This window comes from Geothrix sp. (assembly GCF_049292215.1).
GTDB lineage: Bacteria > Acidobacteriota > Holophagae > Holophagales > Holophagaceae > Geothrix.
On record NZ_JBATQW010000023.1, the window covers coordinates 40,603 to 66,263 of the forward strand.

General features: G+C 69.2%; 28 protein-coding genes. 14 read left to right on the forward strand and 14 right to left on the reverse strand.

What is annotated here, in order from left to right; genetic code table 11:
* Nucleotides 1-66: 66 nt before the first annotated feature.
* From WAS25_RS03850 to WAS25_RS03860, 3 genes are all read right to left on the reverse strand, one after another.
* On the reverse strand, nucleotides 67-1,425 hold the full coding sequence (locus WAS25_RS03850) for an acyclic terpene utilization AtuA family protein (RefSeq protein ID WP_422310190.1): 1,359 nt from the start codon (nucleotides 1,423-1,425) through the stop codon (nucleotides 67-69).
* 27 nt (nucleotides 1,426-1,452) lie between these two features.
* Nucleotides 1,453-2,835 carry a 1-acyl-sn-glycerol-3-phosphate acyltransferase gene (locus WAS25_RS03855; protein WP_422310191.1) on the reverse strand — a complete coding sequence of 461 codons (1,383 nt, stop codon included), beginning with the start codon at nucleotides 2,833-2,835 and terminating at the stop codon, nucleotides 1,453-1,455.
* 82 nt (nucleotides 2,836-2,917) lie between these two features.
* Entirely contained in the window at nucleotides 2,918-3,658 is a 741-nt protein-coding gene (locus tag WAS25_RS03860) for a YIP1 family protein (RefSeq protein ID WP_422310192.1), read from the reverse strand.
* Nucleotides 3,659-3,877: 219 nt separating this feature from the next.
* Between WAS25_RS03860 and rocD the strand changes: the two genes are divergently transcribed.
* From rocD to WAS25_RS03880, 4 genes are all read left to right on the forward strand, one after another.
* Complete coding sequence (gene rocD / locus WAS25_RS03865; protein ID WP_422310193.1) at nucleotides 3,878-5,089, forward strand: ornithine--oxo-acid transaminase; 1,212 nt, start codon at nucleotides 3,878-3,880, stop codon at nucleotides 5,087-5,089.
* 79 nt (nucleotides 5,090-5,168) lie between these two features.
* Nucleotides 5,169-5,630: an MOSC domain-containing protein gene (locus tag WAS25_RS03870; protein WP_422310194.1), complete on the forward strand. Its 462-nt coding sequence runs from the start codon at nucleotides 5,169-5,171 to the stop codon at nucleotides 5,628-5,630.
* A gap of 118 nt (nucleotides 5,631-5,748) precedes the next feature.
* Complete coding sequence (locus tag WAS25_RS03875; protein WP_422310195.1) at nucleotides 5,749-6,351, forward strand: tetratricopeptide repeat protein; 603 nt, start codon at nucleotides 5,749-5,751, stop codon at nucleotides 6,349-6,351.
* Nucleotides 6,348-7,013 carry a tetratricopeptide repeat protein gene (locus tag WAS25_RS03880; RefSeq protein ID WP_422310196.1) on the forward strand — a complete coding sequence of 222 codons (666 nt, stop codon included), beginning with the start codon at nucleotides 6,348-6,350 and terminating at the stop codon, nucleotides 7,011-7,013. The genes WAS25_RS03875 and WAS25_RS03880 overlap by 4 nt, the downstream gene beginning before the upstream one ends.
* 50 nt (nucleotides 7,014-7,063) lie before the next feature.
* Here the strand turns inward: WAS25_RS03880 and WAS25_RS03885 are convergent, their stop codons facing one another.
* Together WAS25_RS03885 and WAS25_RS03890 are read right to left on the reverse strand one after the other, a co-directional pair.
* Complete coding sequence (locus WAS25_RS03885) at nucleotides 7,064-8,269, reverse strand: MFS transporter (RefSeq protein ID WP_422310197.1); 1,206 nt, start codon at nucleotides 8,267-8,269, stop codon at nucleotides 7,064-7,066.
* The gene (locus WAS25_RS03890) at nucleotides 8,233-9,063 is read right to left on the reverse strand and encodes a sulfurtransferase (RefSeq protein ID WP_422310198.1); all 831 of its coding nucleotides are present in this window, start codon (nucleotides 9,061-9,063) and stop codon (nucleotides 8,233-8,235) included. The genes WAS25_RS03885 and WAS25_RS03890 overlap by 37 nt, the downstream gene beginning before the upstream one ends.
* A 97-nt stretch (nucleotides 9,064-9,160) precedes the next feature.
* Between WAS25_RS03890 and WAS25_RS03895 the strand changes: the two genes are divergently transcribed.
* From WAS25_RS03895 to WAS25_RS03905, 3 genes are read left to right on the forward strand one after another with little or no spacing between them, the layout of a single operon-like run.
* Entirely contained in the window at nucleotides 9,161-9,715 is a 555-nt protein-coding gene (locus WAS25_RS03895) for a TlpA family protein disulfide reductase (RefSeq protein WP_422310199.1), read from the forward strand.
* A gap of 2 nt (nucleotides 9,716-9,717) precedes the next feature.
* Nucleotides 9,718-10,962: a tetratricopeptide repeat protein gene (locus tag WAS25_RS03900; protein WP_422310325.1), complete on the forward strand. Its 1,245-nt coding sequence runs from the start codon at nucleotides 9,718-9,720 to the stop codon at nucleotides 10,960-10,962.
* A 33-nt stretch (nucleotides 10,963-10,995) separates the two neighbouring features.
* The gene (locus WAS25_RS03905; RefSeq protein WP_422310200.1) at nucleotides 10,996-11,502 is read left to right on the forward strand and encodes a hypothetical protein; all 507 of its coding nucleotides are present in this window, start codon (nucleotides 10,996-10,998) and stop codon (nucleotides 11,500-11,502) included.
* Nucleotides 11,503-11,514: 12 nt separating this feature from the next.
* Here the strand turns inward: WAS25_RS03905 and WAS25_RS03910 are convergent, their stop codons facing one another.
* Nucleotides 11,515-12,156 carry an HAD family hydrolase gene (locus tag WAS25_RS03910; protein ID WP_422310201.1) on the reverse strand — a complete coding sequence of 214 codons (642 nt, stop codon included), beginning with the start codon at nucleotides 12,154-12,156 and terminating at the stop codon, nucleotides 11,515-11,517.
* Between the two features lie 65 nt (nucleotides 12,157-12,221).
* Here WAS25_RS03910 and WAS25_RS03915 point away from each other — a divergent pair, with 65 nt between their 5' ends.
* Complete coding sequence (locus WAS25_RS03915; protein WP_422310202.1) at nucleotides 12,222-12,815, forward strand: hypothetical protein; 594 nt, start codon at nucleotides 12,222-12,224, stop codon at nucleotides 12,813-12,815.
* Between the two features lie 9 nt (nucleotides 12,816-12,824).
* Here the strand turns inward: WAS25_RS03915 and WAS25_RS03920 are convergent, their stop codons facing one another.
* Nucleotides 12,825-13,559, reverse strand: coding sequence for a hypothetical protein (locus WAS25_RS03920; RefSeq protein WP_422310203.1), 735 nt, complete (start codon nucleotides 13,557-13,559; stop codon nucleotides 12,825-12,827).
* 78 nt (nucleotides 13,560-13,637) lie between these two features.
* Here WAS25_RS03920 and purF point away from each other — a divergent pair, with 78 nt between their 5' ends.
* A complete protein-coding gene (gene purF / locus WAS25_RS03925; protein WP_422310204.1) occupies nucleotides 13,638-15,005 on the forward strand; it encodes an amidophosphoribosyltransferase in 1,368 nt (455 codons plus the stop codon).
* 1 nt (nucleotide 15,006) lies between these two features.
* On the opposite strand, the gene WAS25_RS03930 is transcribed toward purF, so the two are convergent.
* Complete coding sequence (locus WAS25_RS03930) at nucleotides 15,007-15,708, reverse strand: hypothetical protein (protein WP_422310205.1); 702 nt, start codon at nucleotides 15,706-15,708, stop codon at nucleotides 15,007-15,009.
* Nucleotides 15,709-15,765: 57 nt separating this feature from the next.
* Between WAS25_RS03930 and WAS25_RS03935 the strand changes: the two genes are divergently transcribed.
* Nucleotides 15,766-16,101: a hypothetical protein gene (locus WAS25_RS03935; protein ID WP_422310206.1), complete on the forward strand. Its 336-nt coding sequence runs from the start codon at nucleotides 15,766-15,768 to the stop codon at nucleotides 16,099-16,101.
* Between the two features lie 2 nt (nucleotides 16,102-16,103).
* Here the strand turns inward: WAS25_RS03935 and WAS25_RS03940 are convergent, their stop codons facing one another.
* Nucleotides 16,104-16,481, reverse strand: coding sequence for a hypothetical protein (locus WAS25_RS03940; protein WP_422310207.1), 378 nt, complete (start codon nucleotides 16,479-16,481; stop codon nucleotides 16,104-16,106).
* An 87-nt stretch (nucleotides 16,482-16,568) separates the two neighbouring features.
* On the opposite strand from WAS25_RS03940, the gene WAS25_RS03945 reads away from it, so the two are divergent.
* Both WAS25_RS03945 and WAS25_RS03950 read left to right on the forward strand, forming a co-directional pair.
* Entirely contained in the window at nucleotides 16,569-17,450 is an 882-nt protein-coding gene (locus tag WAS25_RS03945) for a tRNA (adenosine(37)-N6)-dimethylallyltransferase (RefSeq protein WP_422310208.1), read from the forward strand.
* Nucleotides 17,447-18,211, forward strand: a complete 765-nt coding sequence (locus tag WAS25_RS03950; RefSeq protein WP_422310209.1) for an enoyl-CoA hydratase/isomerase family protein — start codon at nucleotides 17,447-17,449, stop codon at nucleotides 18,209-18,211. Before WAS25_RS03945 ends, WAS25_RS03950 begins: the two co-directional genes overlap by 4 nt.
* Here WAS25_RS03950 and WAS25_RS03955 read toward each other — a convergent pair.
* Together WAS25_RS03955 and WAS25_RS03960 are read right to left on the reverse strand one after the other, a co-directional pair.
* Nucleotides 18,189-18,950, reverse strand: a complete 762-nt coding sequence (locus tag WAS25_RS03955) for a YIP1 family protein (RefSeq protein WP_422310210.1) — start codon at nucleotides 18,948-18,950, stop codon at nucleotides 18,189-18,191. The genes WAS25_RS03950 and WAS25_RS03955 overlap by 23 nt on opposite strands.
* Nucleotides 18,951-18,978: 28 nt before the next feature.
* Nucleotides 18,979-20,511 carry a sigma 54-interacting transcriptional regulator gene (locus WAS25_RS03960; protein ID WP_422310211.1) on the reverse strand — a complete coding sequence of 511 codons (1,533 nt, stop codon included), beginning with the start codon at nucleotides 20,509-20,511 and terminating at the stop codon, nucleotides 18,979-18,981.
* 119 nt (nucleotides 20,512-20,630) lie between these two features.
* On the opposite strand from WAS25_RS03960, the gene WAS25_RS03965 reads away from it, so the two are divergent.
* On the forward strand, nucleotides 20,631-23,165 hold the full coding sequence (locus tag WAS25_RS03965) for a protein kinase domain-containing protein (protein WP_422310212.1): 2,535 nt from the start codon (nucleotides 20,631-20,633) through the stop codon (nucleotides 23,163-23,165).
* A gap of 13 nt (nucleotides 23,166-23,178) precedes the next feature.
* On the opposite strand, the gene WAS25_RS03970 is transcribed toward WAS25_RS03965, so the two are convergent.
* Entirely contained in the window at nucleotides 23,179-23,928 is a 750-nt protein-coding gene (locus tag WAS25_RS03970) for a lysophospholipid acyltransferase family protein (protein ID WP_422310213.1), read from the reverse strand.
* A 45-nt stretch (nucleotides 23,929-23,973) separates the two neighbouring features.
* Between WAS25_RS03970 and WAS25_RS03975 the strand changes: the two genes are divergently transcribed.
* Complete coding sequence (locus WAS25_RS03975; RefSeq protein ID WP_422310214.1) at nucleotides 23,974-24,192, forward strand: hypothetical protein; 219 nt, start codon at nucleotides 23,974-23,976, stop codon at nucleotides 24,190-24,192.
* 17 nt (nucleotides 24,193-24,209) lie between these two features.
* Here WAS25_RS03975 and yidD read toward each other — a convergent pair whose 3' ends face one another.
* Nucleotides 24,210-24,434: a membrane protein insertion efficiency factor YidD gene (gene yidD, locus WAS25_RS03980; protein WP_422310326.1), complete on the reverse strand. Its 225-nt coding sequence runs from the start codon at nucleotides 24,432-24,434 to the stop codon at nucleotides 24,210-24,212.
* 73 nt (nucleotides 24,435-24,507) lie between these two features.
* Nucleotides 24,508-25,614, reverse strand: a complete 1,107-nt coding sequence (gene ispG, locus WAS25_RS03985; RefSeq protein ID WP_422310215.1) for a flavodoxin-dependent (E)-4-hydroxy-3-methylbut-2-enyl-diphosphate synthase — start codon at nucleotides 25,612-25,614, stop codon at nucleotides 24,508-24,510.
* Between the last annotated feature and the right edge of the window lie 47 nt (nucleotides 25,615-25,661).

The window sequence follows — 25,661 nt, forward strand, 5'->3', positions numbered from 1 at the left end:
GAGGTTGGAGGAGGCTGCGCAAGGGGGCAGGATTTGGACTCCCGCGGTCCCGTTCAGGTTGAACGCTCAGATTTCCTCGACTGTCACGCCCCATGTGACAAGTTCCCGGGGCAGCAGGGCGGGCCAGTAGGCCACGATCTCCTGGGCCTTGGGGCGCCCACCGGCGAACCCGGTGACGCCCGCCGGGCCCGCCGTCACCAGGGGCGCGAGCTCGCGGCCGAAGCGCTCCACCTTCCGGCGATCTGGATCCTTCACACTAAGGCGCAGCACGATCTCGGCGGGCTCCACCGGGGCCGGGGCGATGCCCGCATGGACCGTGCTGGCACCCAAAAATTCGGCGTCCGTGTGCTCGTAGTCGAAGCCCGCGGCCTTCAGGCGCTTCCAGACGATGTCGGCACAGAGCTGGGCCTTCTCCAGGGCCCGGGGACCGCTGAGCACCAGCTGGCCGGTGGCCTTGTAGCCCTTCAGGTAGGCGCCGCTCACCTTGAGGAAGGGGGTGCGGGGCTTGCCCTGGATGCCGCTCACCCGGACCCGGTCGGGTCCGGCCTGCTCCAGGCGGATGCTGGTGAAGTCCGCCACCACGTCGGGCGTGATGTAGTGGTGCGGATCCCCCATCTCGTAGACCAGCTGCTCGCTCACGGTGTCCACCGTGACCATGCCGCCGGTGCCCGCATGCTTGGTCACCACGAAGGTGCCGTCCGCTGAGCACTCGGCGATGGGGTAGCCCACGTTCCAGAGCTCGGGTACCTCCCACCAGCGCGTAAAGTTGCCCCCGGTGCTCTGGGCGCCGCACTCGAGGATGTGCCCGGCCACGGTACCGGCGGCGAGGCGGTCCCAGTCGTCGGCCGCCCACTGGAACTCGTGGATCAGGGGCGCCAGGGTGAGCCCGGGGTCCGTGCAGCGGCCGGTGAGCACGATGTCGGCGCCGGTCTCCAGGGCCTCCACCATGGCCTGGGTCTGGAGGTATACATTGGCGCTGAGGATCTCGCGGGGCGCGTCGAAGAGGCCCTCGTCCGTGTCCATGTTCGCCAGCCTCAGGCCCTGCGCCTGGAACTCGGGCAGCCGGGCCAGCACATCGTCCCCGGTCACGGTGGCGATCTTCAGACCGGTGACACCGAGCTGCTTCGCCACTTTCAGCACCGCCGTGCGGCAGGCCTCGGGATTCACGCCACCGGCATTGGCCACCACACGGATGCCCTTGGCCTTCAGCTGGGGGAGCACCCGCTTCATGAGGTCCACGAAATCCGTCGCGTAGCCGAGCTGGGAGTCTTTGCGGCGCTGCTTCTGCATGATGGAGAGGGTGACCTCGGCCAGGTAGTCCAGGGTCAGATAGTCGATGCCGCCAGCCTCCACGAGCCGCACCGGGGCATCGATGCTGTCGCCCCAGAAGCCTTGGCCATTGGCGATGCGGACGAGCTTGGACATGAAGACTCCGGGGAACGGCTCTCCAGTCTAGTGGCTTCGCGTCTTTTCCAGCAGGTGGTCCACCCCGTGGACGTAATAGTCCAGCAGGGGCGCCTTGTGCGCGGGCAGCAACAGGTGGCCATCCTCCGGCACGAGGATGCGCCGGAGGAGGAGCACGCGCAGGCCCACGTCGAAGGCCCGCTGGAACGAGCCCCGGGGCAGGTAGAGGGGCAGGCCCCGTTCCTGGGCGGCGGCGAACACGTCGAGGAGGTGATCGCGCAGCTGGGCCCGACCCGGGGCGGGATCGTTCATGCTGCGGTAGGCCCAGGCCACGGCGGCCACGGGCGTGATGGGCACCTCCTCGCCCAGGGCCCGGGCCAGGGAGTCGGCGAAGGCCTCCAGCAGCGGCTTCCGGGCCTCCCAATCCAGGGTGCGGAGGTCGGCACCTTCCAGCGCGGCCTGGGCATGGATGGGCTGGCCGAAGTTCGCCACCGCGTAGCCGAAGCGGTGGAAGCGGCGGGTGGCGCCGCGCCAGACCAGGCCCAGCAGCCAGAGGGAGGTCCTCCGGATGAGCGCCAGCGGGGTGCGTCGCGGCTTGCCCAGGGACTCTCGCACCAGGTTGCTGTCCTCCACCACGCGGTCGTAGTTGATGCCCACCGGGATGAAGACCAGGTCCTTCGCCCCGGCGCGGAGCATGTAGTCCAGCAGGCCGAGCTTGGGGGCCTGCAGCCGCCCGTCCCGGCTCAACCCCCCCTCGATGAAGATGCCCTGGGTGGTACCCTGGGCCACGGCCCGCTGCACGTAGCGCTCCAGCACGGCGTGGTAGAGCGGATCGCGGAAGCGGCGCCGCACGAAGAAGGACCCGAAGCTGCGGAAGAGGCGCTCCAGGGGCCAGACCCGGGCCCACTCGCCCACCGCATACGAAATGGAGACGCGGTTGGCCAGGAGGAAGGCCACCAGCAGATAGTCCGCGTTGCTGCGGTGGTTCATGACGTAGACCACGGAGGCGTCCCGGGGAATGCGGTTCAGGGCGGCCTCTGCGCTGCGGCCGATGCGCACGCGGTAGCAGGTGCGCAGCAGCCAGCCTGCGAGGTTCTTCCCGAACGTGTAGGTGGTGATGAGGTTGAAATTCGGGATGATCTCGTCGAGGTAGAGGCTCACGTCCGCCAGTAGGCTGGCCTCGTCCCGGCCTGAAGTCTCGGCCTGCTCCGCGATCCGCGCCCGGAGCTCGGGATCGGCCAGCAGGTCCAGCTTGAGTCGCTGCTTCCGGGTGACGGTGACCGGGTTCAGCCGGAAGCCCAGCTCCCGCCGGGTCCGCAGGGCGTGGCGCCAAGACCAGCGGCGCAGGGCCCGGCGGAAGATCCGGCGGAACAGGATCAGCACCACCAGCCCCGCCAGGGCGAGGAACCACCACCAGTGTCTGGGAATCATGGGGGGAGTATGACCCCGTCAGTTACCAGGGGGGAGCGCGAACTTCGGGTCGAGGGCAGTCAGGGGTTCGCAGGTGGACCCGTTACTTGGCGCCCAGCACGCGCAGGCCGATGCCGAGGGCCATGGGGAGCAGCACGCAGAGGAGCGCCCCCGCAGTCTTCATGCGGACCAGGTGCCGCAGGGCGAGGTAGGTGAGCACGGCTTCGACCAGGTAGAAGAGGTCCAGCGTGTAGAAGAAGGCCTGGAGCTTGATGCTTTCGGTGTGGAGGAAGTAGCCCAGGGAGGTGGGGGCGATCTTGTCGGGCGTGAGGCCGCCGATGGGGCGCACCAAGCAGATCACCACGATCAGCAGCATCTGGGGCAGCTTCACCAAGCTGGGGACCACCGCTGCGCTCAGGGCTTGGGCGTAGCTGGGGGCGCCGTCCTCGGGCAGGGCCTTGCCGATCAGCCAGTAGAACAGCGCCACGAGGGCCATGGCGGCGGCGGTGCCGAACAGGGCGCCCAGGATGCTGAAGGGCAGGATGAACTTCTTCTGCATCTCGATGATCATGTCGATCTGCGAGGACTGGACCTGGGGGTTGCGCTCCAGGATGGGCCGCAGCATCTCGTCCACGTCCACCTTGAGGCCCCAGGCCACGGTGATGACCAGGGCAAAGGCGATGAGCAGGCCCAGGGCCCAGCCCCAGCTCGGGGCCTTGCTCAGCCGCTGGAAGAGCTCCACGGGCGCGGTGAACACGCCCATGATCTGGTCCAGCAGGCCCGGGGCCTCGGGACGCGGTGCTTCAGGCTGGTTGCCGTACAGGGATTCAGGCTGGTCGCTCATGGGGGCTCCGTGGCTTACACGATAGAGGGGGCTGGCTGCCATTGTCGCAGGCCACCGCCCAACGGCAGGATCCAGCCGCCGGCTGGAGTGGCGTTCCCGGGGGATGGGCCCTGACAATTCGTCAATAAATCATTGAGAAACCTGACAACGGTGCCCGGCGGGACTAGAGTTTTAGTCCTTGCACCTCGCCCGTCCCCACTCAACCCATCCGGAGGTCCCATGGCCACCCTCGCCGACAAGTCCGAAGCGCTGATCGCCCAGGAGAACCAGTTCGGCGCGCACAACTACCATCCCCTGGATGTCGTCTGCACCAAGGGCGAGGGCGTCTTCCTCACCGACGTGGACGGCAAGAAGTACATGGATTTCCTGGCGGCCTACTCCGCCGTGAACCAGGGCCACAACCACCCCAAGATCGGCGAGGCCATGATCGCCCAGATAAAGACGCTGGCCCTCACCAGCCGCGCCTTCCGCAACGACCAGTTCCCCCCGCTGCTCGAAAAGCTCTGCAAGCTGACCGGCTTCGACAAGGCCCTGCTGATGAACAGCGGCGCCGAGGCTGTGGAGACCGCCATCAAGGCCATGCGCAAGTGGGGCTATGACAAGAAGGGCATCGAGTACGGCAAGGCCGAGATCATCGTGGCCGATGGCAACTTCCACGGTCGCACCACCACCATCGTGGGCTTCAGCACCGACCCCGACAGCACCAGTCGCTTCGGCCCCTTCACCCCCGGCTTCGTGATCGTGCCCTACGGCGATCTGGAGGCGGTTAAGAACGCCATCAACCCGAACACCTGCGCCATCTTCATGGAACCCATCCAGGGCGAGGGCGGCGTGGTCATCCCGCCCGACGGCTTCCTCAAGGGCCTACGCGAGGTCGCCACCGCCAACCACTGCCTGCTGGTGCTGGACGAGATCCAGTCCGGCCTGGGCCGCACGGGCAAGCTGTTCGCCTTCGAGCACGAGGGCATCCGTCCCGACGGCATCACCATCGGCAAGGCCCTCAGCGGCGGCTACTACCCCGTGAGCGCCTTCCTGGCCAGCGACGAAGTGATGGATGTGTTCACGCCTGGCATCCACGGCAGCACCTATGGCGGCAACCCGCTGGCCTGCGCCGTAGCCAGCGCTGCCCTGGACGTGCTGGTCGACGAGAAGTTGGTGGAGCGCGCCGCCGAATTGGGCGAGCACTTCGCCAAGCGCTTGCGCGGCCTGAAGTCCGACAAGGTGGAGCTCGTGCGCGTGCGCGGCCTCTGGGCCGGCGTGCAACTCAAGGAGAGCGCCGGCAAGGCCCGCCCCTATTGCTACGCCCTCAAGGATCGCGGCATGCTCGCGAAGGACACGCACGAGCAGATCATCCGCCTCGCGCCGCCCCTCGTGATCACCAAGGAGCAGATCGACTGGGCGGTGGATCAGATCGAGGCGGTGCTCGCCTAGCCCAGGCGCATTGCGTCACCATGCTGGAGGGGTGGGTGGTACGGCCATCCATCCCTCCAGTGGTTCTGAAGGAGGAGTCATGTCCCAGGGGCGCGTCGAGTCCATCCACATCAGTGCCGCCGCAGAGGCGACCATGCGGAGCGTGGAGCAGGTCATGGCCCTGGCCGGCGTGGGGCTGGAAGGCGACCGCTACGCCACCCGCTCTGGCAGCTTCTCGGCCAAGCCCAAACCCGGCCGCCAGATCACCCTCATCGAGGCCGAGGCCATCGAGGCGCTGGAGCGGGAGCTGGGCATGGTGCTGGCGCCCGGGGAAACCCGCCGCAACCTCATCACCCGGGGGGTCGCGCTGAACCATCTGGTGGGACGCGAGTTCACCGTGGGCGGGGTGCGCCTGCTCGGCCACGAGCTCTGCGAACCCTGCGGCGACCTGGCGCGCATGACGGGCAAGCCCCAGATCCTCCCTGGGCTCGTGCACAGGGGGGGGCTGCGGGCGGAGATCCTTGAAGGCGGCCCCATCCGTGTAGGGGACCTGATCGGCTGAAGCAGGCCTGGTCGCAGCGGATCGTTGTTGATCCATGGATCGCTTTGACGGATGCTGGAGCCGCTCCGCGGGCATCTGCCTGCGACTTCGGAGGGCCTGCCCTCCAGGGAGGTCCGCCATGCGCGCCACCGGTCTGGCACTTGCCCTCGGATGTGTCCTCGGGGCCCAGGTTCCCGAGCGCCCCACGGAGGCGTTCTTCAAGGGAGACCCGACCCAGGTGATGCTGGCCTGCGCCGAGCGGGCCGCGAGTCTCAAGCCCAGGAAGGACCGTGTGCTGGCCCAGGTCGGCCGGGCGCACCTCATAGCCGGGGACCGGACCAAGGCGGAGTCCTATTTCTCGAGGGTGGTCGGCGGAGACGGGGAGGCCTTCCGGTGGATGGGCCAGGCCTGGCTGGAGTGCGGCCATCCCAAGGTGGGTGTGGCCACGCTGCTCAAGGTCGCCGAGCAGGATCCCGCCGCCAAAAACATCCAGCGCGACGCGGCCGTGGTCCTCATGGATGCGGGGTTCGCCAAGGAGGCCGACGAGGTCATGACCGGGGCCTTCCGGGTGGCGCCCCGCGACTGGCAGAACGTGACCGCCTTCGGCCGCGCCTGCCTCCGCCAGAAGAGGCAGGACCTGGCGGCCATCTGGTTCGAGCGGATCATGACGACCCGGCGCAAGACGGAGGGCCTCTGGAACGAGATCGCCCTGGCCTTCGCGGATCAGGGGGTGGAGCGATGAGCGCCCGCGGCTGGATGGATCCCATCTGCCTTGGCCTGCTGCTCCTGGTTCCAGCCTCAGCGCAGGTGCCCAAGGTCCCCGATGCGGCCTTCTTCTCCCAGGACCGGAAGGTGCTGATGCGGCAATGCGCCGAGGAGGCCCTACGCCTGGATCCCAAGGACTCGCACCTGTTGGTGGAGTACGGTGACACCCTGCTCGCGCTCGGGGAACGCCCCAAGGCGGAGGAGGCCTTCGCGAAAGCCGTCTCCGCGAAGCCCGATGACCCCCAGACCCACCACCTCATCGGCCTCGCATGGCTCCGCAAGGGCTTCCGGCCGGAGGCCCTGAAGGCCTACGATGCCATGGTCTCCGTGGAGCTCTCTGGGCGGTACGAGCGGCTCAAGAACATCCTCAACAAGGCCGCCGTGGACCTCATCGCCGCCGGGGAGGTGAAGGTGGCCGCGGACTACCAGGAGCGCAGCTACCAGTTGGACAAGTCCGACGCCAACAACTTCCTGGAGTTCGGCCGTGCCGCCCTCCTGGCGGGAGAGAAGGATCTGGCCGCCCTCTACTTCGCCCGGGCCGCGAAGGCCGATCCCGATGACGTGGACGTGTGGCTGGAGGTCGCCAATGCCCATGCCGCTGTGCTGCTGCGGAATGCCAAGCAACCGGCAGCCAAGTAGGGCAGAGGGGGCCCAGACTCGCAGTGCCACTGATGCCTTGCCTGGGGGTTTCAGCCTTTCCGGGAGGGTGTCCGGAACCGCGCCAGCAGCAGCCCCGCGACTCCGGCGATGAGGAAGGTGCCCAGCCAGACGCTCCTCGGGCCGACCTTGGCATAGGCCAGGACGCCCAGCCAGGGGCCCAGGGCCAGGGCGGCGGCGAAGGCCAGGGAGAGCAGGCCCATGTACTCGCCCCTGCGGTCCGGGGGGGCCAGGGTGGCCACGGCGTCGCTCATGGCGGGAAACAGGATCATCTCGCCGAAGGTCCAGATCACTGTCGTGAGGATGAGGCTGGTGTAGGTGGTGGCCCAGGCCGTGAGACCAAAGCCGACGGCGAGGCAGAGCGAGCCCAGGAGCAGCAGCCGGCCATGGCGCCAGTGGCCCATGGCGAGGTTCAGGGGCACTTCGAGCGCCACGATCAGGAGGGTGTTCACCGTGAACAGGAGGCCGAAGAAACGGCTGCCCAGGCCGAGGTCGCGCACCACCCAGAGGGGGAAGGTGCCCTCGATCTGGAAGAACACCATCAGCGCCGGGATGAAGGGCAGCAGCAGGAAGAGCAAGTGCCGGTCCCGCCAGGGACTGCCGCCGGGGGTGTGGTCGTGGGGCAGGCTGGGCGCGGGCGGGGCCTTCAGCAGGAGGGTCAGCAGGGCCGCCCCGGCCAGGGTGCTGAGGCCGTCGGTCCAGAAGACCCAGCGGTAGCTGTGGTGGGCGATGAGGCCGCCCATGGCCGGACCCACGGCCATGCCCAGGTTCACTGCCAGGCGGTGGAGGGCGAAGACCGCCTTGCGTTTCTCGGGTAGGGCGAGGCCCGTGAGCAGGGCCATGGCGCTGGGCCAGAAGGCCTGGGTGAGGCCCGCCCACAGAAAGATCAGCGCGAAGAGCATGGGCTTGGTGGTGGCGTAGGGCAGGATCAGCAGCAGGGCGCCGGAGGTCCAGAGGCTCGCCTTCAGGACGTGGACATGGCCCAGCCGGTCCGCCAGGCGGCCGGAGAAGGGTCCTGCCGTCAGGGCGCCGGCGCCGTAGACCATCATCCCGTAGCCCGCTTCCGCCGGCGTCCAGCGGCGGCCCTCGGTGAGATACAGCACCAGAAAGGGCAGGGCCATGGTGCCCAGGCGGTTGATCAGAGTGCTGGCGCAGACCAGCCAGACTTCGCGGGGCAGGCCGCGCAGGCCGCGCCAGGGGTTCACGGGCGGGGGCCGCGTTCGCGGCCGCTGCGGCACCACTCGCTCCAACTGCCCACATAGAGGGCGGCGCCGGGGAGGCCTGCCACCTCCAGGGCCAGCAGCGTATGGCAGGCGGTGACCCCGCTGCCGCAGTGGACGGCGAGGCGCTCCGGCGGTGTGCCATCCAGCAGTGGGCTGTACAGGGCGCGCAAGATCTCGGGGCTCTTGAAGCAGCCGTCGGGTTCGAGGTTCTCGTTCCAGGGCAGGTTCAGCGAGCCGGGGATGTGGCCGGCCAGGGGGTCGAAGGGCTCCGTATGGCCGTGCCAGCGCTCCCGGGAGCGGACATCCAGCAACTTGTGACCGCGATCCTTCCGCAGAGTTTCCACCGCCTCCGCGTCCACGGTGGGAAGCTGCCAGCTCTTCGCCGGATAGGGTGCGCGCCCAGTCACGGTGGTGGGTTCGGAGGTCAGGGTCATCCCGGCCCTGAGGGCCCCCGGAAGCCCTCCGTCCAGCACGTGGACCTCCTCGTGGCCCAGGGCCCGCAGCATCCACCAGAGTCGGGCCGCCGCGTTGCCGCCGCCGGCCGCATCGTAGAGCACGACCCTGGTGGAAGGACCGATGCCCCAGGCGCCCACCTGAGCGGCGAAGGGAGGTAAAGCGGGCAGGGGATGGCGGCCTCCCCTGGCCGGGTCGTGACCGGGCTCCGAGGCGCTGCTGAGCTGGCGATTGAGATCCGCGTGCAGGGCTTCCGGCAGGTGACCCGCCGCGAAGTCGGCGGGGTCCGGGCGGGCATCCAGGAGGCGGACCGAGGCAAGCTGGGAGCGAAGGTCGGAAGCAGAGATCAGGCTCATCCCCCCAGTATGAAGCGGTCGAGCGGGACGGTACTCTGAAGCCTGCCCTTAGATCTCGGGCAACGCCTGCGTTGCCAGAGGAAGCCCTGGAGGACCCATGTCCGACACCTACGTTCCCGAATCCCGCTGGCGCATGGCAGCAGCAGCCCTGCTGGTGGGTGGGGGGCTCCTTCTCGGTGGGGTGGCCTTGGTTCGAGGGGTGTTCGGTGGGGGAAGCGAGGGCGCGTCCACCGGAACGGACGTGAGCCGCGTCGCCTTCCGGGATGCCGAGGGCAACCGCCGCACGCTGGCCGAGTTCAGAGGCAAGGTGGTGCTGGTGGACGTCTGGGCCACCTGGTGCGGACCCTGCCGCCAGTCGCTGCCCGAGGTCGCGCAGTTGCAGAAGGCCGGTGGAGACCGCTATGTCGTCCTGCCCATCTCCGTGGACCGCGGGGGGTGGGGGGATGTGAAGCCCTTTTTGACCCAGAACCCCCAGTTGGGGCTCACGGCCTACCTTCCGGATGGCGGCGGGGCTCTGGAGCCCTTCGGCGAGATCCGGGGCATCCCGACGACGCTGGTCATCGACCGGCAGGGCCGGCTCCTGAAACGCTGGTCCGGCTACGGGGAGGGGTTGGCGAAGCGGGCCCTGGAGGAGGCCCTGACGGGCCGGTGACCATGACCCCTCGGGCTTCGAGCGGCTGGCGGGTCTGGGGTCGTCCCATGGCCTGGCTGGCCCTGGCCATCTTCGGCCCTCTGCTTCTGCTGCCCACGCCCCTGCGCGTCGTCGCCCAGGGCTGGCTCGTGCTTCTGACTCTGGCGACCTGGGTGTTCCTGGTGGGAGCCCTCGTGGGCGCCATGACCCACGCTTCGATGCCCGCCCTCTCCATGGTCGAGCGTCTGGTGCGGAGGTGGGTGGCCTGGTGCTCGCCTGAACCGGAGCGACTCTGGCTGCAGTGGGCCCGGGAGGCACACCATCCCGCCCTCGGGCGTCTCTACCTGGAGCGGGCCGTCCTTTTGGGTGGGCGTGAGGCGCAGTTCCACGAGGCCCTGGTGTTCCTGGAGGGCGGCCTGGGTCCCGGCGGCCAGACTGCTGGCGTACACCGGCTCCGGCGGGCCGCCCTGAGGGGGCATCCCGAGGCCGCCTTCCGCCTGGCCGAGGCGCTGCGGACCGGGCAGGGCCAGGTCCTCGGGGATGCTGCCGAAGCGGAGACCTGGTACCAGCGCTCGGCCGCCATGGGGTTTGGCCCGGCGGCGGCCTGGCTGGCCCGGGCCCATGCGGTCGGTGATGGCGTTCCGGTAGACGAGGCCAAGGCCCGGCACTGGGCCCGGGTCGCCGCGGACCTGCAGCCCCATCCCCCGCTCTCGCACAACCTCCTGCGCCACGATGCGGCCCCGGTCGATGCCTTCGTGCGGGCCTCGGCCGCCACGCTGCAGCGGCTGGAGACGGCCGCGGACCGGGTGGTCGCCCACCGGGCGGGGCGCTGGGGCCTGCTCCTGGGAGGGCTGCTCCTGGGTGGGTTGGGGCTGCTCGTGCTCGGCTCCTTCTTCTGGGCGGGTTCCTCCGGCCTTCACCACATGCCCTTGCTGATGCTGGCGCCCCTGCTCCTCATGCTTGGGTGGCAGGCCTGGCAGATGCGAAAGGACCGGCCCCGGAGCGGTCGGGATCGTCTCCTGGAAGCTGCGGAGGCTGGTGATTCTGAGGCCTGCCACCGCCTCGGGCTGGCCTACCGCCAGGGCAGCTCCACCCGGCTCAGGGACGACCACAGCGCCGTCCTCTGGTTCCGCAAGGCCGCTGAGCTGGGCCATCGGGAGGCCATGTTGGCGCTCTCGGAGGCCTACCTGGGCGGACATGGGATCCTGCGGGATGCCCGGGAGGCCGCCCGCTGGGCCGAGGCGGCCCGCCGCGAGTCAACTTCCTGAGACCATGGCCCGATGATGATGGCAGGGGGAGTCATGTCCCGGTCTTGGTTGGTGTTGGCGCTGCTGCTCACCCTTGCGGGGTGCAAGGAGGATCCGCGTCGCATCGAGAACGAGAACCTGGGCATCGCGGCCACGTTCCCGGGACCGCCCAAGCTGCACCGGCACACGGACCCCGGGCCCTTCGGCGACGTGGAGTGGTTCGACCTGGCCATGAGCCCGGCGGGCCGCCTGGATGAGACCTTCAGCGTCGCGGTGGGCAACCTCCCTCCGGGGGACAAGGGTGGCACCACGCCCCGGGAGATCCTCACCACCTACCAGAACTTCCTCGGCTACCGCTTCGGTGCACTCCAGCGCACGGAGCTGCCCGCGGCCAAGGGACCCGGATTCCGCTACAAGGTGAAGAGTCCCAATGGCGGAGTGGTCGAAGGCGTCGTGGTGGTGCGCCGGGGGAGGCTGCACCACGCCCAGGCCATCGTAAGGAAGGAAGGCGACCCCCGCACCGAGGCCTTCCTGGGCGACCTGGAGGTCCGGACGCGCTGAGTCGGTCGCGGTTCAGGAGTGTTCCAGCAGCGACGCCTCCACGGCGGCGACCAGGTGTTCGGCCTCGGCGTCGGGCGCCAGGCTCGGGTGCGTGCCCGGAACGGCCTCGCCAATGCATACAAAGGGCATACCGGCGGCCTGGGCTGCAAGCAGGTCGTGGGGGCGATCACCCACGTAGAGATGGGGACCCGGTCCGCCGCCCAGGGCCCGTTTCAGGAGACCAGCCCGGTCGTGGCGGGGCAACGAGCCCAGCCTCGGAATGCTCGGGTCCACGCCCAGCGCCTCGGCCTTGAAGGCCAACAATCCGGGTGCATTGCCGGAGACGAGCCAGACCTGCCGCGTGGCGGCCAGCCGGTGCATGCCCTCCAGGACACCCTCGAACCTCAGTGCCTGCTGGGCCCCCGGGGCGAAGGTGACACGGAACCGCGCCACGCAGGCGTCCTCGTAAGCGGCGTACCCCGCTTCGTCCAGGTCGCGGCCGAAGCGCATTCGGTGCAGGTCGTCCACGATCTCCCAGTCCGTGGAGCCCTGGCAGAGCCGCAGCTGCTCCACTGTGGGGGTCGCCCCCCACAGCGCGCCCAGCGCCTCGCGCAGCAGCACGAAGCCGGAGCTAAAGTGCCCTAGGGTCCCGTCGAGGTCAAAGCAGATCGGCACGTACGCTCTCCCACGCTGGCCCAGGATCGCACGGGATGGCACCCTGGAAGGGAAGGTGGTAACCCGTGCGCCGGTTGATCGTTCTGCTCCTCCTGACCCTCTCGCTGCCCATCCGCGCCCAGGATGGGCTCCGCTATCGGATCCAGCTCTGGATGCGCGGGGACGCGCAGCCGATGGAGGCCAGGTTTAGGCTCCACTCGACGGCCGGAACCCGCAGTCACAACAAGGTCCAGAAGCCCCGCATGGGTGGGTGGCGTCTGGAGGCGGACCGCACGGAGGGCACGCCCTATGCGCAGGTGATGCTGCTGGGCCGGGCCGAACGCCTGCTCTACCTCGCCGGCCCCTCGCCTCAGACCCGGCCCGAGCCCATCGCCCTCCGCTTCGGCCACCGCAGCCTGCCCGTATGGAGCCTCGAGATGCCGCGGAACCTTCATGCCTCCACCGTGCTGGTGGAGGTGGCACCCAGGCTGCTCGCCCTCTGCGACTTCAGCGTGCGGTTCGAGCAGGGGGACATCACCCGGCTGGAGCTGCACCTGGAAGGGCTGGATGGAACGGCCGGGCTCGCGCCGGCGGAAGCCGGGACCACACTGCTCAGCACGCTCCAGGCCTGGGCGCTGGAGGCCGGGCAGGCCGTCGAGAGCAGCGTGACGGTGCGCTGAGGCTTCGTTCTACAGCACCGTCAGGGTCGTGGTCTTCTTCGTCTGGGACGAGGCGCCGAAGCCGGAGTTGCGGTCCTCGCTGGTGGTGCGCACAGCCACGAGGCGGTTGCCGATGCGGGTGAACTGGAGTTCCTGAGTGTTGCCACCCTCGAAGCTGATGAACATGCGGCTGCCCTTGTAGCTCACGCTGCTGGAGAAGGCCAGGGGCAGGCCGTCCGCACCGACCCACACCTTGGCTTCAACTTTCAGTTCCTTGAGATACTTCTTCTGGCTCTCGGGGATCTTCGGCGTCAGCTTCAGCACTAGGAGCCTGGCGGACTTGCCCTGCCAGGTGTCGGCCTTCTCCTCCTGGACCTGGGCCTGGGCCAGGTCGCGCAGCAGGGCCTCGGCGTGGTTCAGGGCTTCCCCGACCTCGAGGGGATCCACGTTGCGCAGCGCGGTGCGGGTGGGGGCCGGACGATCGGGTTCGCGTTCCTGGGCGGCGAGCTCCTTTGCGGCCTGCTGGAGGGTGCCCCGGCCCCAGGTCACCTTGAGGCCCTGGGGGCCGTCCTCGAGCTGCGCCGTGACCTTCCCCTGGCTGATCACGGGCTTCTTGTCATCCATGGTCTGCCGCCAGAAGCTGTGGTCCAGGGTGGCCTTCACCGGTTCGGCACCCTGAAGCTTCTGCAGGGACGACCTCAGGTCGTCCAGGCCAGTTGCCCCGATGGGCAAGGCCAGGGATAGCAGAAGGATGGGCAGGCGCATGGTGGCTCCGGGGCGGTCCAGGGATGCCGAAGCTACGGCCCGAGGTTCCCGGAGGTTATCCTGAAACCCGGGGGAAGCATGCCGTTCAGGGATGAATGCGGGGTTTTCGGGATCTGCCGGCAGACGGAAGCCTCCCGCCAGACCTACCTGGGCCTCTACGCCCTCCAGCACCGCGGCCAGGAGGCTGCTGGCATCTGCTCCGGCGACGAGCAGGGCCTCCACCTGCACAAGGCCCAGGGCTATGTGGCAGACGTGTTCACCGAGGCGGTGCTGGACGCCCTACCCGGCGATGGGGCCATTGGTCACACGCGCTACTCCACCACGGGCGGCAACGTGGCCTCGGCCGCCCACCCCTTTCTCATCCACGGCCGCTTCGGCCAGGTGGCCCTGTGCCACAACGGCAACCTCACCAACACAGAGGCGCTCCGCGAGCGCCTCATCGCGGATGGCCACACCTTCACCAGTCCCTCCGACAGCGAGGTCCTGCTGGCCCTCATCAACCGGGCGCAGGCCAGCACCCTCGAAGACGCTGTGGTCGCGGCCCTTCAGGAAGCCAAGGGGGCCTTTTCGCTGCTGATCCTCACCGACGATGCACTCATCGCGGCGCGGGATCCCCACGGCTTCCGGCCCCTGGCCATGGGCCACATGGGCGAGACCCACGCCTTCAGCTCGGAGACTTGCGCCTTCGACCTGGTGGGCGCCACCTACGACCGCGATGTGGCGCCCGGGGAGATGGTGGTGGTCTCGCGGAGGACTGGCGAGATCCGCTCCCGGTTCCCCCTGCCCAAGGTGGATCCCAGGCCCTGCGTGTTCGAGCACATCTACTTCGCCCGGCCGGATTCTCTGGTCTACGGCCAGAGCGTCATGGTGGCCCGGCGCGAGATGGGGCGCCGCCTGGCCCTGCGCCATCCCGTGGAGGCTGATCTGATCGTGCCCGTGCCGGACAGCGGCGTGAGCGCGGCCCTGGGCTATTCCGAGCAGTCCGGCATCCCCTTCGACTTCGGCATCATCCGCAACCACTACGTGGGCCGCACCTTCATCGAGCCTAAGCAGAACATCCGCAGCTTTGGCGTGAAGGTGAAGCTGAACCCCGTTCGGCACCTGCTGGCGGGCAAGCGCGTGGTGCTGGTGGATGACAGCATCGTGCGCGGCACCACCAGCAAGAAGATCGTGCAGATGGTCCGCGAGGCCGGTGCCAGCGAGGTGCACATGCGCATCGCCTGCCCGCCCACCACGCACTCCTGCTTCTACGGCATCGACACGCCCAAGCGCCAGCACCTCATCGCCTCGTATATGCCGCTGAAGGAGATCACCGAGTTCGTGGAGGCCGACACCCTCGGCTACCTCGAGCTGGAGGACCTCGAAGGCTGCATGGGCGACGATGGCTCGGGCTTCTGCTATGCCTGCTTCACCGGCGAATACCCGGTGGCGCCGTCGGGGATGTAGTTCAGGGGAGCACGCTGCAGCGGATGGTCTCCTGCGCGCTGAAGGACTTGCCCACGGCGGAGCCCTGCACATCCGAACGCTCTTCCAGCACCAGGAGCCGGCCCTGGTTGAGCTGATAGCGAATGTGGATGTTCACCTTGGTCCAGACGCTGGCCACAAGCAGCACCCGGGCCTTGATCTCGATCCGCTGGTCCATGGCGAGGGGCACGCCATCCGCCCCGATCCAGACCGTGGCCTCGTGGGTCGCCTTCTTGAGGGTGGCCTTCGCCTCCGCATCCAGGGCCAGGTCCATGACCAGGTTCAGGCGGCGGGCTGGTTTGCCCTCCCGGGTCTCGGGTTTCTCCTCCACCAGGCGGGCCTTGTCGAGCTGCTCGAGGAGCGCCACCGCCGGATGCAGGATCCCCTGAAACGAGCTCTCCCCTTTCCTGCCCGTGGCAGCGCCCGGGTTCGACTTCTTCGCCGGGGCCACGGGGCGGCTGTCTTCCAGGATCTTGGCACCCTCGGGCCCATCCTCCAGCCGCACCGTGCGGCGCTCGAGGCGATCCTTGCCCCCCTCGAACTCCCGGCTCTCCTCCTCGATGTGGACACGGACCTTCGGGGCCTGGGGCAGGGCCTTCAGGGCCGCCTTCAGGTCGGTGAGGCCGTCCGCCTGCAGGAGGGTGCCGCACAGGGCCAGGGCGGTGGCGAGGATCAGACGGGTCATCGGGGCTCCGGGATGAATGGCCTACGGGCCTGGGGCGGCCCGTGGTTAGCTGGAGCCATGTCCGGCACCGGTCCCTCAGGGACGCCCCAGGCGCGATTCGAGGATGGTCTCCGCTTCCTCGCGGCGGCCCTCGCCCTGGAAATCGACCATCGCCACAGCGCGGCCATCGTCTCGGCCGGCTGCGATGCCATCCAGTGCTTCCTCGCTGTCTTCGAGGCGGCCGCCCGGCACCACCTGCCGGATCCGGACGGCGCGACGGCCCGTCTGCGCGGCCAGCTGGAGGCCCTGCTCACGCCCAGGCAGAGCCCCGAGGCGGCGGCCCGCCATGCCCTCGAGGCGGCCAGGCTGGCCCGGGATCAGGCGTCGCTCCTACTGCCGCGGCTCCTTGGCTGAGATCAGAAGTCCAGACGGCCCAGCGGGACATTTTGCGGAACCGGATTCCCGCCGAAGCGGTCCACCGGCAGGGTGGCCGACGCCAGATTGCCTGCTGGCATGGCGGCTCCTTGAGAGTGCCAGAACCGTCGGAGGTCCTCCCGGAACCAGACGATGAACTCCTGGAAAGCCACCTGGCGGAGCTCCTCCCGGGTGAGTTCCCCGAACACCTCCACCACGGCCGAGGCGCCGGCCTCGGGCAGGCGGAAGGTCTTCCAGGGTTTCGGAGCACCCTCCGACTGTGTCAGGATCGTGGCGAGGAAAGCGCCATCGCGCCCCGGCAAGGGTGGCTCCCCAGCCAGGAGGCCGGAGGCGAGGCAGAGGCAGAGCAGGACGCGCATGGACTTGAAATGGTGCCATGCGGGGCGAGGTTCCCGGGGGAGGTATTCCGTCCGGAGTCCAGGCTCCGGACTCAGTAAACTCACCCCATGCCCATCGCCATCCTAGGACCCACGGCCTCCGGCAAATCCGCCGTGGCAGTGGCCGTGGCGCGCCGCCTGGGCGGTGCGGTGGTCAATGGCGATCCCTTCCAGGCTATCCAGGGACTGGCCATCGGCACCGGGCAGCCGGATGCGGCCGAGCAGGGCGGCGTGGCGCACCTGGGCTATGGGGTGCTGCCCCTGTCGGCCCGGCCCAACCCCAAGGCCTTCGGAGCGCTGGTCCGGGGGTGGCTGGCCGAGACTGCTGACCCGGTGCTGGTGACGGGATCCGGTCTGTACCTGCGGGGCATCTGGGACCAGCTCTCGGATCTTCCCGAGGTGGACCCGGCTCAGGTGGACCGGGTGCGAACCTGGGGCGTCCGGCTGGGCATGCCCGTGCTCCACCGCTACCTGGCCGCCGTGGATCCGGCCCGCGCCGCGGCCCTGCATCCCCACGACAGCGCCCGGGTCCAGCGGGCCCTGGCCCTCCACCTGGCGACCGGAGGCGCCCCTTCAGGTCTGCTCTCCGGGCCGGCCACCGATGTTCCCCCCGGATGGCGGGTCCTGGTGGTCGCCCCCGGCCGTGAGCGGCGGCGCGAGCGCGTGGTGGCTCGGGTGGCCGCCCAGCTGGAGTCAGGCTGGCTGGAGGAGGTGGCGGGTCTGGTGGCTGCAGGCCATGCCGATGACCTGATCGCCCTGAGGCCCCTGGGCTATGCGGCCTGGATGGCGGGCGGCGACCTCCAGGCGGCCCGGCACCAGGTGATCCTGGAGACCCAGGCCTATGCCAAGCGACAGGCCACCTGGTTCCGCAACCAGCTGCCGGCGGCTCCGACCTGGGATCCGGATCTCGAGCCGCTGGAGGCGGCCTTCGAACGCCTGGGGCTGCGATGAGGCCGGGGATCTGGTACGAGGGCCGGACCTCGCTGGAGCTGCTGCAGGGGGAAAGCTGGGCCTGGATCGGGCTGCGCTCCGCCGATGGCCTGAACCGCCTGCACAGCGACCTGCTGGTGGCCCTGGACCAGCTGTTCATCGAGCTGCGCTGGGCGGGCACGCGCCGGGTGGCGCTCAGTGGCGCGGGGTGGATGGCAGGCGTGCCGTCCGGGCTTTGCCTGGACAGCACGCAGGGGGCTCCGGGGGGGACATCGCGAGCATCAGCGAGCAGGCGGTCCCCCCGGGCTGCGTTGGCACGCGGGCATCACTTTTCCGCCGGAGCCGACCTGCATGAAGTGGGCGCGCTGGATGCCGTCTCCGCCGATCCCTTCTCCCGGCGGGGTCAGAGGGTCATGGCGCACCTGCTCTGGCCCGGCTGGCATAGCCTCACGGTGATCTCTGGCGTGGCCATGGGGGGAGGCTGCGACCTCGCGCTGCACGGCCAGGAACGCTGGGCCGTGGCGGCCGATGGCGAAGGCAGGCATGGCCTGCGTCTGGCCCACCCGGCCGCGAGGCATGGCATCCTCACAGGGTTCGGCGGCACCGTGCGGCTTCCGGAGCTCCTGGGGCGAGACGGGGCGGATCGTCTGTTCCGGCACTTCGAGACCTGGGGTGAGGAGACAGCCCAGGCTTCGGGCGCCGTGCACAGGATCCTCGATTCCCACTGTGTCGAGGGGGAGGCGCGGGCGTGGTTGGCCGCTAGCGGTTCGCCGCGGCGATGAAGGCCGGAATGCTGAGGGCGGCCAGGAGGCCGCAGCAGCAGAGCAGGAAGAGGGGCGTCAACACGGCGCAGATGCCACGCCAGGTATCGGTTTTGTGCATCCGGGCGAGGCCCATGCCGGTGACGATCAGGCCGGCGATCTGGATGAGAACCCCGATCAAGGGGATGAACCCGCCGAGCTGCAGGAAGGCATGGGCATACCCGTAGGCGCGGATGCTCTGACCGGTGCCGACGCCCGGCCGGAGTCCGCCCCACATCCAGAGGAAGAAGTGGTTGAGCGCGCCGCCGATGACCATCCCCAGGAAGCTGAAGAGCGGCAGGAGCAGCAGCAGTGCGCCAAAGATCAGGGGCAGGACCGCCGCCACGGCCTTGCCGCCGCCCTTTCCCGTCTGCTCGAGCGCCGCGAACATGGCGCCCACCCCGAGGAGGGAGAAGGCCAAGGCCGCGAGCAGGAACGCCGGGATGGAGAGCAGCAGGAGGAAGCGCCAGGGCGCGCCCAGACCTTCGGTGACGGGCACGCGGTCGAACAACTCGAAGGGGTTGCTGAACACCAGCCGGAACATGCCGCCCACCCGGGACCAGAAGGTCGGGAAGGCTTCGGGATCCTCGAAGGGCACGGGCCGAAGGGCCGGGGCGAACGCGGGGGACTCCTCGGTGAAGGGGGGCGGCAGGTGCACCGCGGGCTCATTCAGCTGAATGACCGGGGGGATCGCGTCATTGGGGCCGGTGATGTCGCTCATCCGTCGCTCCAGAGGTTGAGGTACGCTATCACGCTTCGCGGAAGTCCCTGGGCCGCAGCCCCAGCTTCTCCAGGCGGGAGAGCAGGGTGGAGGGCGCTAGGTCCGCCAGGGCCGCGGCCCCGTCGGAACCCGCGATCTTGCCCTGCGTGTGCTGGAGGAGGCGCTCCAGATAGGCACGCTCCTGGGCCTCCCAGGTGAGGGGGCGGCTGGACCGCTCGCCCCGGGCGGGCAGGGCGCCCGGTGGAAGCTTCAGGTCCCGGCCCGTCGAGAGGATCGCCGCACGCTCCAGCACGTTGTGCAACTCCCGCACGTTGCCCGGCCATGTGTAGGCCTCCAGTTGCTCACGCACCCCCGGCGGCAGCGGCACGGCCGGACGGCGGTTCTCCCGGGCGAAGCGGTCCAGGAACCCTTCCGCCAGGGCGGCGATGTCCTGGGGCCGCTCGCGGAGGGGTGGCAGGTGGATGGGGAATACGCTGAGTCGGTAGAAGAGGTCCTCACGGAACCTGCCCTCGGCCACCGCCACCCGGAGGTCTGTGTGGGTGGCGGCCACCAGCCGCACATCCACCTTGCGGGACTTCTCGCTGCCGAGTGGATCGACCTCCTTCTCCTGGATGGCGCGCAGCAGCTTGGGCTGGAGGTCCAGGGGCAGGTCGCCGATCTCGTCGAGGAAGAGCGTGCCCCCGTCTGCCAGCTCGAACCGTCCCTTGCGGGCGGCGGCCGCGCCGCTGAAGGCGCCCCTCACGTGCCCGAAGAGCTCGGACTCGAAGAGGGTGGCCGGCAGGGCGCTGCAGTTCACCTTGATGAAGGGCTTCTCGCGGCGGGGCGAGAGGTGGTGGAGGGTCTGGGCCACCTTCTCCTTACCAGTACCGGTCTCACCGGTGATGAGCACCGTGGCGGCGGTGGCCGCCACCTGCCGCACCTGGTCGAGGATGCCCCGCATGGCAACACTCTCGGCACGGAGGGGTTCCTGCAGCACGTCCCGGCGCTGCACCTCGCGGAAGTAGCTGACCTCCTCCGCGAGGCTGCGCTCCCGCTCGGCCAGCCGGGCCAGGTGCTCAGCCTGCTTGAGGCCCAGGGCCAGCAGCGAGGCGAAGACGCCCACGTGGTGGAGTACGCTGGCCGGGTACTGTCGGCAGACCATGGCGTCGAGGGTCATGAGTCCGAACGTCTCACCCCGGCTGCGCAACGGCGCCACCAGGCAACTGTGCCCATGGGGCATCTCCAGGAGGCCGTGGAAGGTGTCCTCACCGGGGTCGTCCTCTTCGAAGGTGGCGGGCCTGGAGCGGGCCTTGAGGGCGTTCTGGAGGCGCAGGTTGCCGCGCACGGGAATGCGGGCCTCCGCCAGCTGGGGCGTGGCGAGGGGGCCGACGGCGTGGGCCACCCGGAGGCTGTCGCCGTCCCGCAGCAGGACTGTGGCCAGGTCGTAGGGCACCAGCTGGCCAAGCCGCTCGAAGGCGTGGGCCACCATGCGGTCGGGCTCCTCGCCCAGGGTGAGGAGTGCGCCGGCCTCTTCCACCAGGCGGGCCCCCGTGAGGGCGGCGTCGAGATCCGGGATGGGCACGGGTACCTCCGGGCCTGATTCTCGGTATTTCGAGAGGCAGGTCAAGGGGCTTCCGCCTTGGAGAATCACATCCGTCCTTCGAAAGGTATACTTCGGGATCACCCTTCCTAAGGAAGCGCTTGTCCTCCGACGCCACCCACTTCGGTTCCTATCGGTTGCTCTCTCCCCTTGGGGAAGGTGCCATGGGCGAGGTCTGGCGGGCCCTGGACCTGCGGCTGGAGCGCGAGGTGGCGCTCAAGATCCTGAAGGATGCCGATGACCTCCGGCGGAAGGCGCTCATCGGCGAGGCCAAGCTGGCCTGCCAGCTGAACCACCCGAACATCGCCCACATCTACGACGCTGGCGAGGTGGACGGCACGCCCTACATTGCGATGGAGCTGGTGGAGGGGCGCACTTTGCGGGCCCTGGTGGGTCGGCCCCTGGAGGCGGAGGCCCTTCAAGATTTGGCCCGGCAGGCGGCCTCGGCGCTGTCCCATGCCCACCAGAAGGGCATCGTCCATCGGGACATCAAGCCGGAGAACCTGTTGCTGACCAACGAGGGTCAGCTGAAGATCCTCGACTTCGGCATCGCGCGGCGGGGCGCCGAGGAACTGGGCCTCGGCCCCACCTCGCACCACCTGACCCTGGTGGAGCGCACGGCGCCGGGCTACAGCCAGGGAACCCCGGCCTACATGAGTCCCGAGCAGGCCAATGGCCAGGCTCTCACCGGGCAGTCGGACCAGTTCAGCCTGGGCGTGGTGCTCTACGAGCTGGCCACGGGCGTGCACCCCTTCCTGCGCGGCAACCTGGTGGACACCCTCTACGCCGTGACCCGGGACGAACCCCGCCCGCTGGCCGAACTGCGGCCCGACCTGCCCCGCACGGTGCAGGACGCCATCCACCGGCTGATGGCCAAGTCCTCCAAGGACCGCTTCCCGAACCTGCAGGCCCTGGCGATGGGCCTCTCGGAGAACATCGCTACGGCCGCGGTGCCCCACCTAAGCCATCCAGTGGCGCTGCTCCGAAGGCGTCGCCGCTGGGTTTGGCCCCTGGCCTCGGCGGTCGCGGGCCTGGGCCTCGTCGCCTTGGCGGGCTTCGCGTGGTCGCAGCGCAGCGATGGCACCGGCCTGGGCGAAGCGCGCCGGGCCTCCCGCGAAGACTTCACCAAGGGGCGGCGCGTGGTGGCCATCCTGCCCCTGGAGCAGATGCAGCCCGATGCGGAGCACGCCTGGCTCAGCAACAGCTTTGCCGACGCCATGGCCTTCGGCCTGGTGCGGCGGGAGGACATGGCCGTCGTGGACCGGCTGCGGGTGGTGGAGGCCATGCATCAGCTGGGTGATACGCCCGGCCAGGCGCCCAAGGCTGTCGGCGAGCTGGGGCGCCAGCTCAAGGCCGAGCTGATGGTACTAGGCAGCTATCAGGTGGTGGGCGGCCAGCTCCGCATGTTCGTGCGGGTGGTGGATGCCCTGCGGGGCGCGACCCTGCACCAGTTCCAGATGGACCGGCCCGTGGCCGACCTGCTGAAGCTCGAGGACGAGCTCCAGCAGCGACTGCCCCAGGAGATGGGGTTGGGCAGCGACCCCGGCTCCCTGCGCTCCCAGGCCAAGCTGCCGCGGACGCGTGAGCTCTACACCAAGGCCCTCCAGGTCATCACCGACGGGAACCAGGATTCCGTGCGCCTGGCCAACACCCTGCTCGCTTCCGCCATCGAGCTGGAACCGGACTATGCCCCGGCCCGGGCGGAGTTCGCCTGGACCCTGGCAGAGTTGGGCGCCACCACGGCGCTTGGCCAGGGCCGCTACGACGAGGCCCAGGCGCTCCTGAAGCAGGGGAGAACTGCGGCGGAGAAGGCTATCGCCCTGGACCCCAGCGCCTCCCAGGCCTATCGGGCCCTCGCGTCGATCCTCCTCCGGATGGGGGACATGGAGGGTTCCAGCCGGGCGGCCCTGCAGGCCGTGCGCCTCGATCCTGCGGACCACAAGGCCTATGACGTGCTGGCCGATGTCTTTGCCGGTCTGGAAGGCGAGGACAACCACCAGGCGGCCCGGCGCTATTTCGAGAAGTCCCTCACCCTCTTCCCCGAAGGCTGGCAGGCCCACCACCGGTTCGGCGTCCTGCTCCAGAACGAGGGCGAACTCGCCACGGCCCTCGTGCATGCGGACCGGGCCGTGGCGCTTCGACCTTCCGCAGAGTACGCCTACGTCACCGCCGCCGACGCCCTGCTGTGGATGGGCCGCACCCAGGAGGCCGAGGCGCGGCTCCGGGCCGGGCTCCGCGAGATCCCCGGCTCCAACGTGCTCCGCAGCCTCATGGCCTATACGGCCTGGGACCGGAACGACCGGCCGCTGGCCGAGACTTACCTCCGCGAGCTGGAGGGTGCTTGGCCAGCGGATCACTCCAACACCGTCCTGCTGACCGGGGTGAAGCGGGCCGTGGCCGGGGACGGCGCCGGGGCCAGGGCCGGGTTCGAAGCCTACCGGCAGAAGCTCGCGGTGGCGGATCTCTCCCAGCGGAAGCACAGCGAGCGGCGGGTCGTCTCGGTGAACCTGTATTTCATGGCCCGAATGACGGCGCGGCTGGGTGACCGCTCCGGTGCCCAGTCCATCGTGGAACTGGCGGATCGCTTCCATCCTGGCAAGCTGCACGTGGCTAAGCAGGATCCGGCCTTCCGGTAGATCCAGGCCGTCCTCAGGCGATCGATGCCCGGGCCTCGGCGACCAGGGCCTCGATGCGGGCCCGCACTGCCTTCATGAGGGACTCGCGGTCCGGGTGGTCAGAGGGCCGGACGGGTTCACCCACGACAACGGCGTAGCGCCCGGGCCTGAACCTCAAGGCACCGACCGGCAATACCTGGAAGCCCCCCACCGTGGCCATGGGGATGATGGGCACATCCGCATCCTGGGCCAAGGCGAAGCCGCCCTTCTTGAAGGGCAGGAGCTGGCCAGTGCGGCTCCGGGTGCCTTCCGGGAAGATCACCACGCTCTTGCCTCCGTGGATCTGCAAGGCGGCTTCATGGATGCTGCGAAGGGCCCGCTCCCTGTCCCTGCGGTCGATGAAGATCACACCGGCGGCCCAGGCCGCCCAGCCGATGAAGGGCATGTACTTCAACTCCTGCTTGGCGATGTAGACCGCAGGTACCGGCAAGGCGGCGACCAGGATCGGGGGGTCCATCTGGCTCTCATGGTTCGACATGAAGATCACCGGCTGGCGACCCTCCCGAATGGCCTCCGGCAGACGATTCCAGCCATAGAGTGCAAAGGGGATGCGGCAGAACCGGGCCATGCCGAGGGCAAACAGGGGACCGACCGTAAAGAAGGCGCGCCGGCGGCCGAGGAATGGCAGGGCCAGCAGGATCCCGAACACGGTCATGGGTACCGTCACCAGGGCCCAGCCCATGATCACAAACCCGCCGAATGTGGATTCCCGCCAGTTGGCCACACCGCCTCCCCGTACCGACTAAGCTAGCAGTAGTGGAGGTTCCAAGTGGATATCACCAAGCAGATCCTGGCTGATCATGCGGTGCGCAAAAGCGCCGAAGGCATCACCTGGTTCACCGCTGAGGACCTGAAGCGCCTAGGCATCCAGGATCACCTGTTCACCATCATGCAGACCGTCCAGCACACGTTGCGCCTGAAGAAGGCCCATCAGGTCGTGGAAAGCCACGGGTGCACGGACCGCTGGAGCGTCCAGGACGCCCACTGACCTGGGATCCCGGACTCCTAGGGGATCGGATCCGGTCCCCCGTGCGTCAGAGGTGAGCAGCGAATCAGCCGCCAGGTGGTGAGCAGCCCCCCGCGCAGGGTGCCATATCGCTGGATGCAGCCCAGGCCGTAGTGGCTGCACGTGGGCGTGAACTTGCACTGGGTGGGCAGGTGGCTGGAGAGGGCGGCCTGGTAGGTGCGGATCAGGCCTCGGCAGACCCAGGCCGTGGGCTGGAAGCGCACCGGCAGCAAGGCCTCGAGGACCAGGCAGAGCCCGATGGCCGCCAGGGGGTGGGACAGCAGCCAGTCCACAGACCTAGGCCTTCGCCGCATCGGCCTCGGCCTTGACCTTCCGGGCCTCCTCCAGGAAGGCGGGGACCAGATCCTCCTCCTTCACCTTGCGGATGAGTTCGCCCTTGCGGTAGATGAGTCCCTCGCCGGCGCCGCCCGCCACGCCGAGGTCGGCATCCTTGGCTTCGCCGGGGCCGTTCACCACGCAGCCCATCACCGCGTAGGTGATGTTCTCGTGGTTGATGAGCTTGAGGCCCTCCTCGATCTCGTTGGCCACGCGGTTGAGGTCGATCTGCACGCGGCCGCAGCTGGGGCAGCTCACCATGCGGAAGCCGCCGGAGCGCAGCGCCAGGGACCGCAGCATCTCGTGACCCACCCGGCACTCGTCCTCGCCTTCACCCGTGAGTGAAACGCGGATGGTGTCACCCAGGCCCTCGGCCAGGAGGATGCCCATGCCCACGCTGGAGCGGATGGTGCCGCCGAAGGGGGTTCCCGCCTCGGTGATGCCAAGGTGGAAGGGGTAGTCCACCTGCTTGGCCAGCAGCCGGTAGGCCTGTACGGTGCGGATGACGTCGCTGGCCTTGAGGCTGACTTTGATGTCGTGGAAGCCCTCCCGCTCGAGCACGTCGATGTGGCGCAGGGCGCTCTCCACCATGGCCTCGGGCGTGGCGGTGCCGAACCGGTCCAGCAGATCCTTCTCGAGGCTGCCGCCGTTGACGCCGATGCGGATGGGGATGCCCAGCGAACCCGCCTTGTCCACCACCGCCTTCACCCGATCCTGGCCCCCGATGTTGCCGGGATTGATGCGCAGGCAGGCCGCGCCGCCATCCGCAGCCACGAGGGCCAGCCGGTAATCGAAGTGAATGTCGGCCACCACCGGGATGGGGCTCCGGTCGCAGATCTCGTGGAAGACCTCGCCCGCCTTCTTGGTGGGCACGCTGACCCGCACGATCTCGCAGCCGGCATTGGCATAGCCGTAGATCTGGTTGACGGTGGCCTCCACGTCGCGGGTGTCCGTCTTGGTCATGCTCTGGACGGTGATCGGCGCATCCCCGCCCACGGGCACCTTGCCCACCAGGATCTGCCGCGTCTGGCGGCGCGGCGCGAGGGGCTGGACTTCCTGCTCGGACATGGGGCCTCGGTGAAAGACCCCAGTTTACCCACCTATGGAGGAGCGTA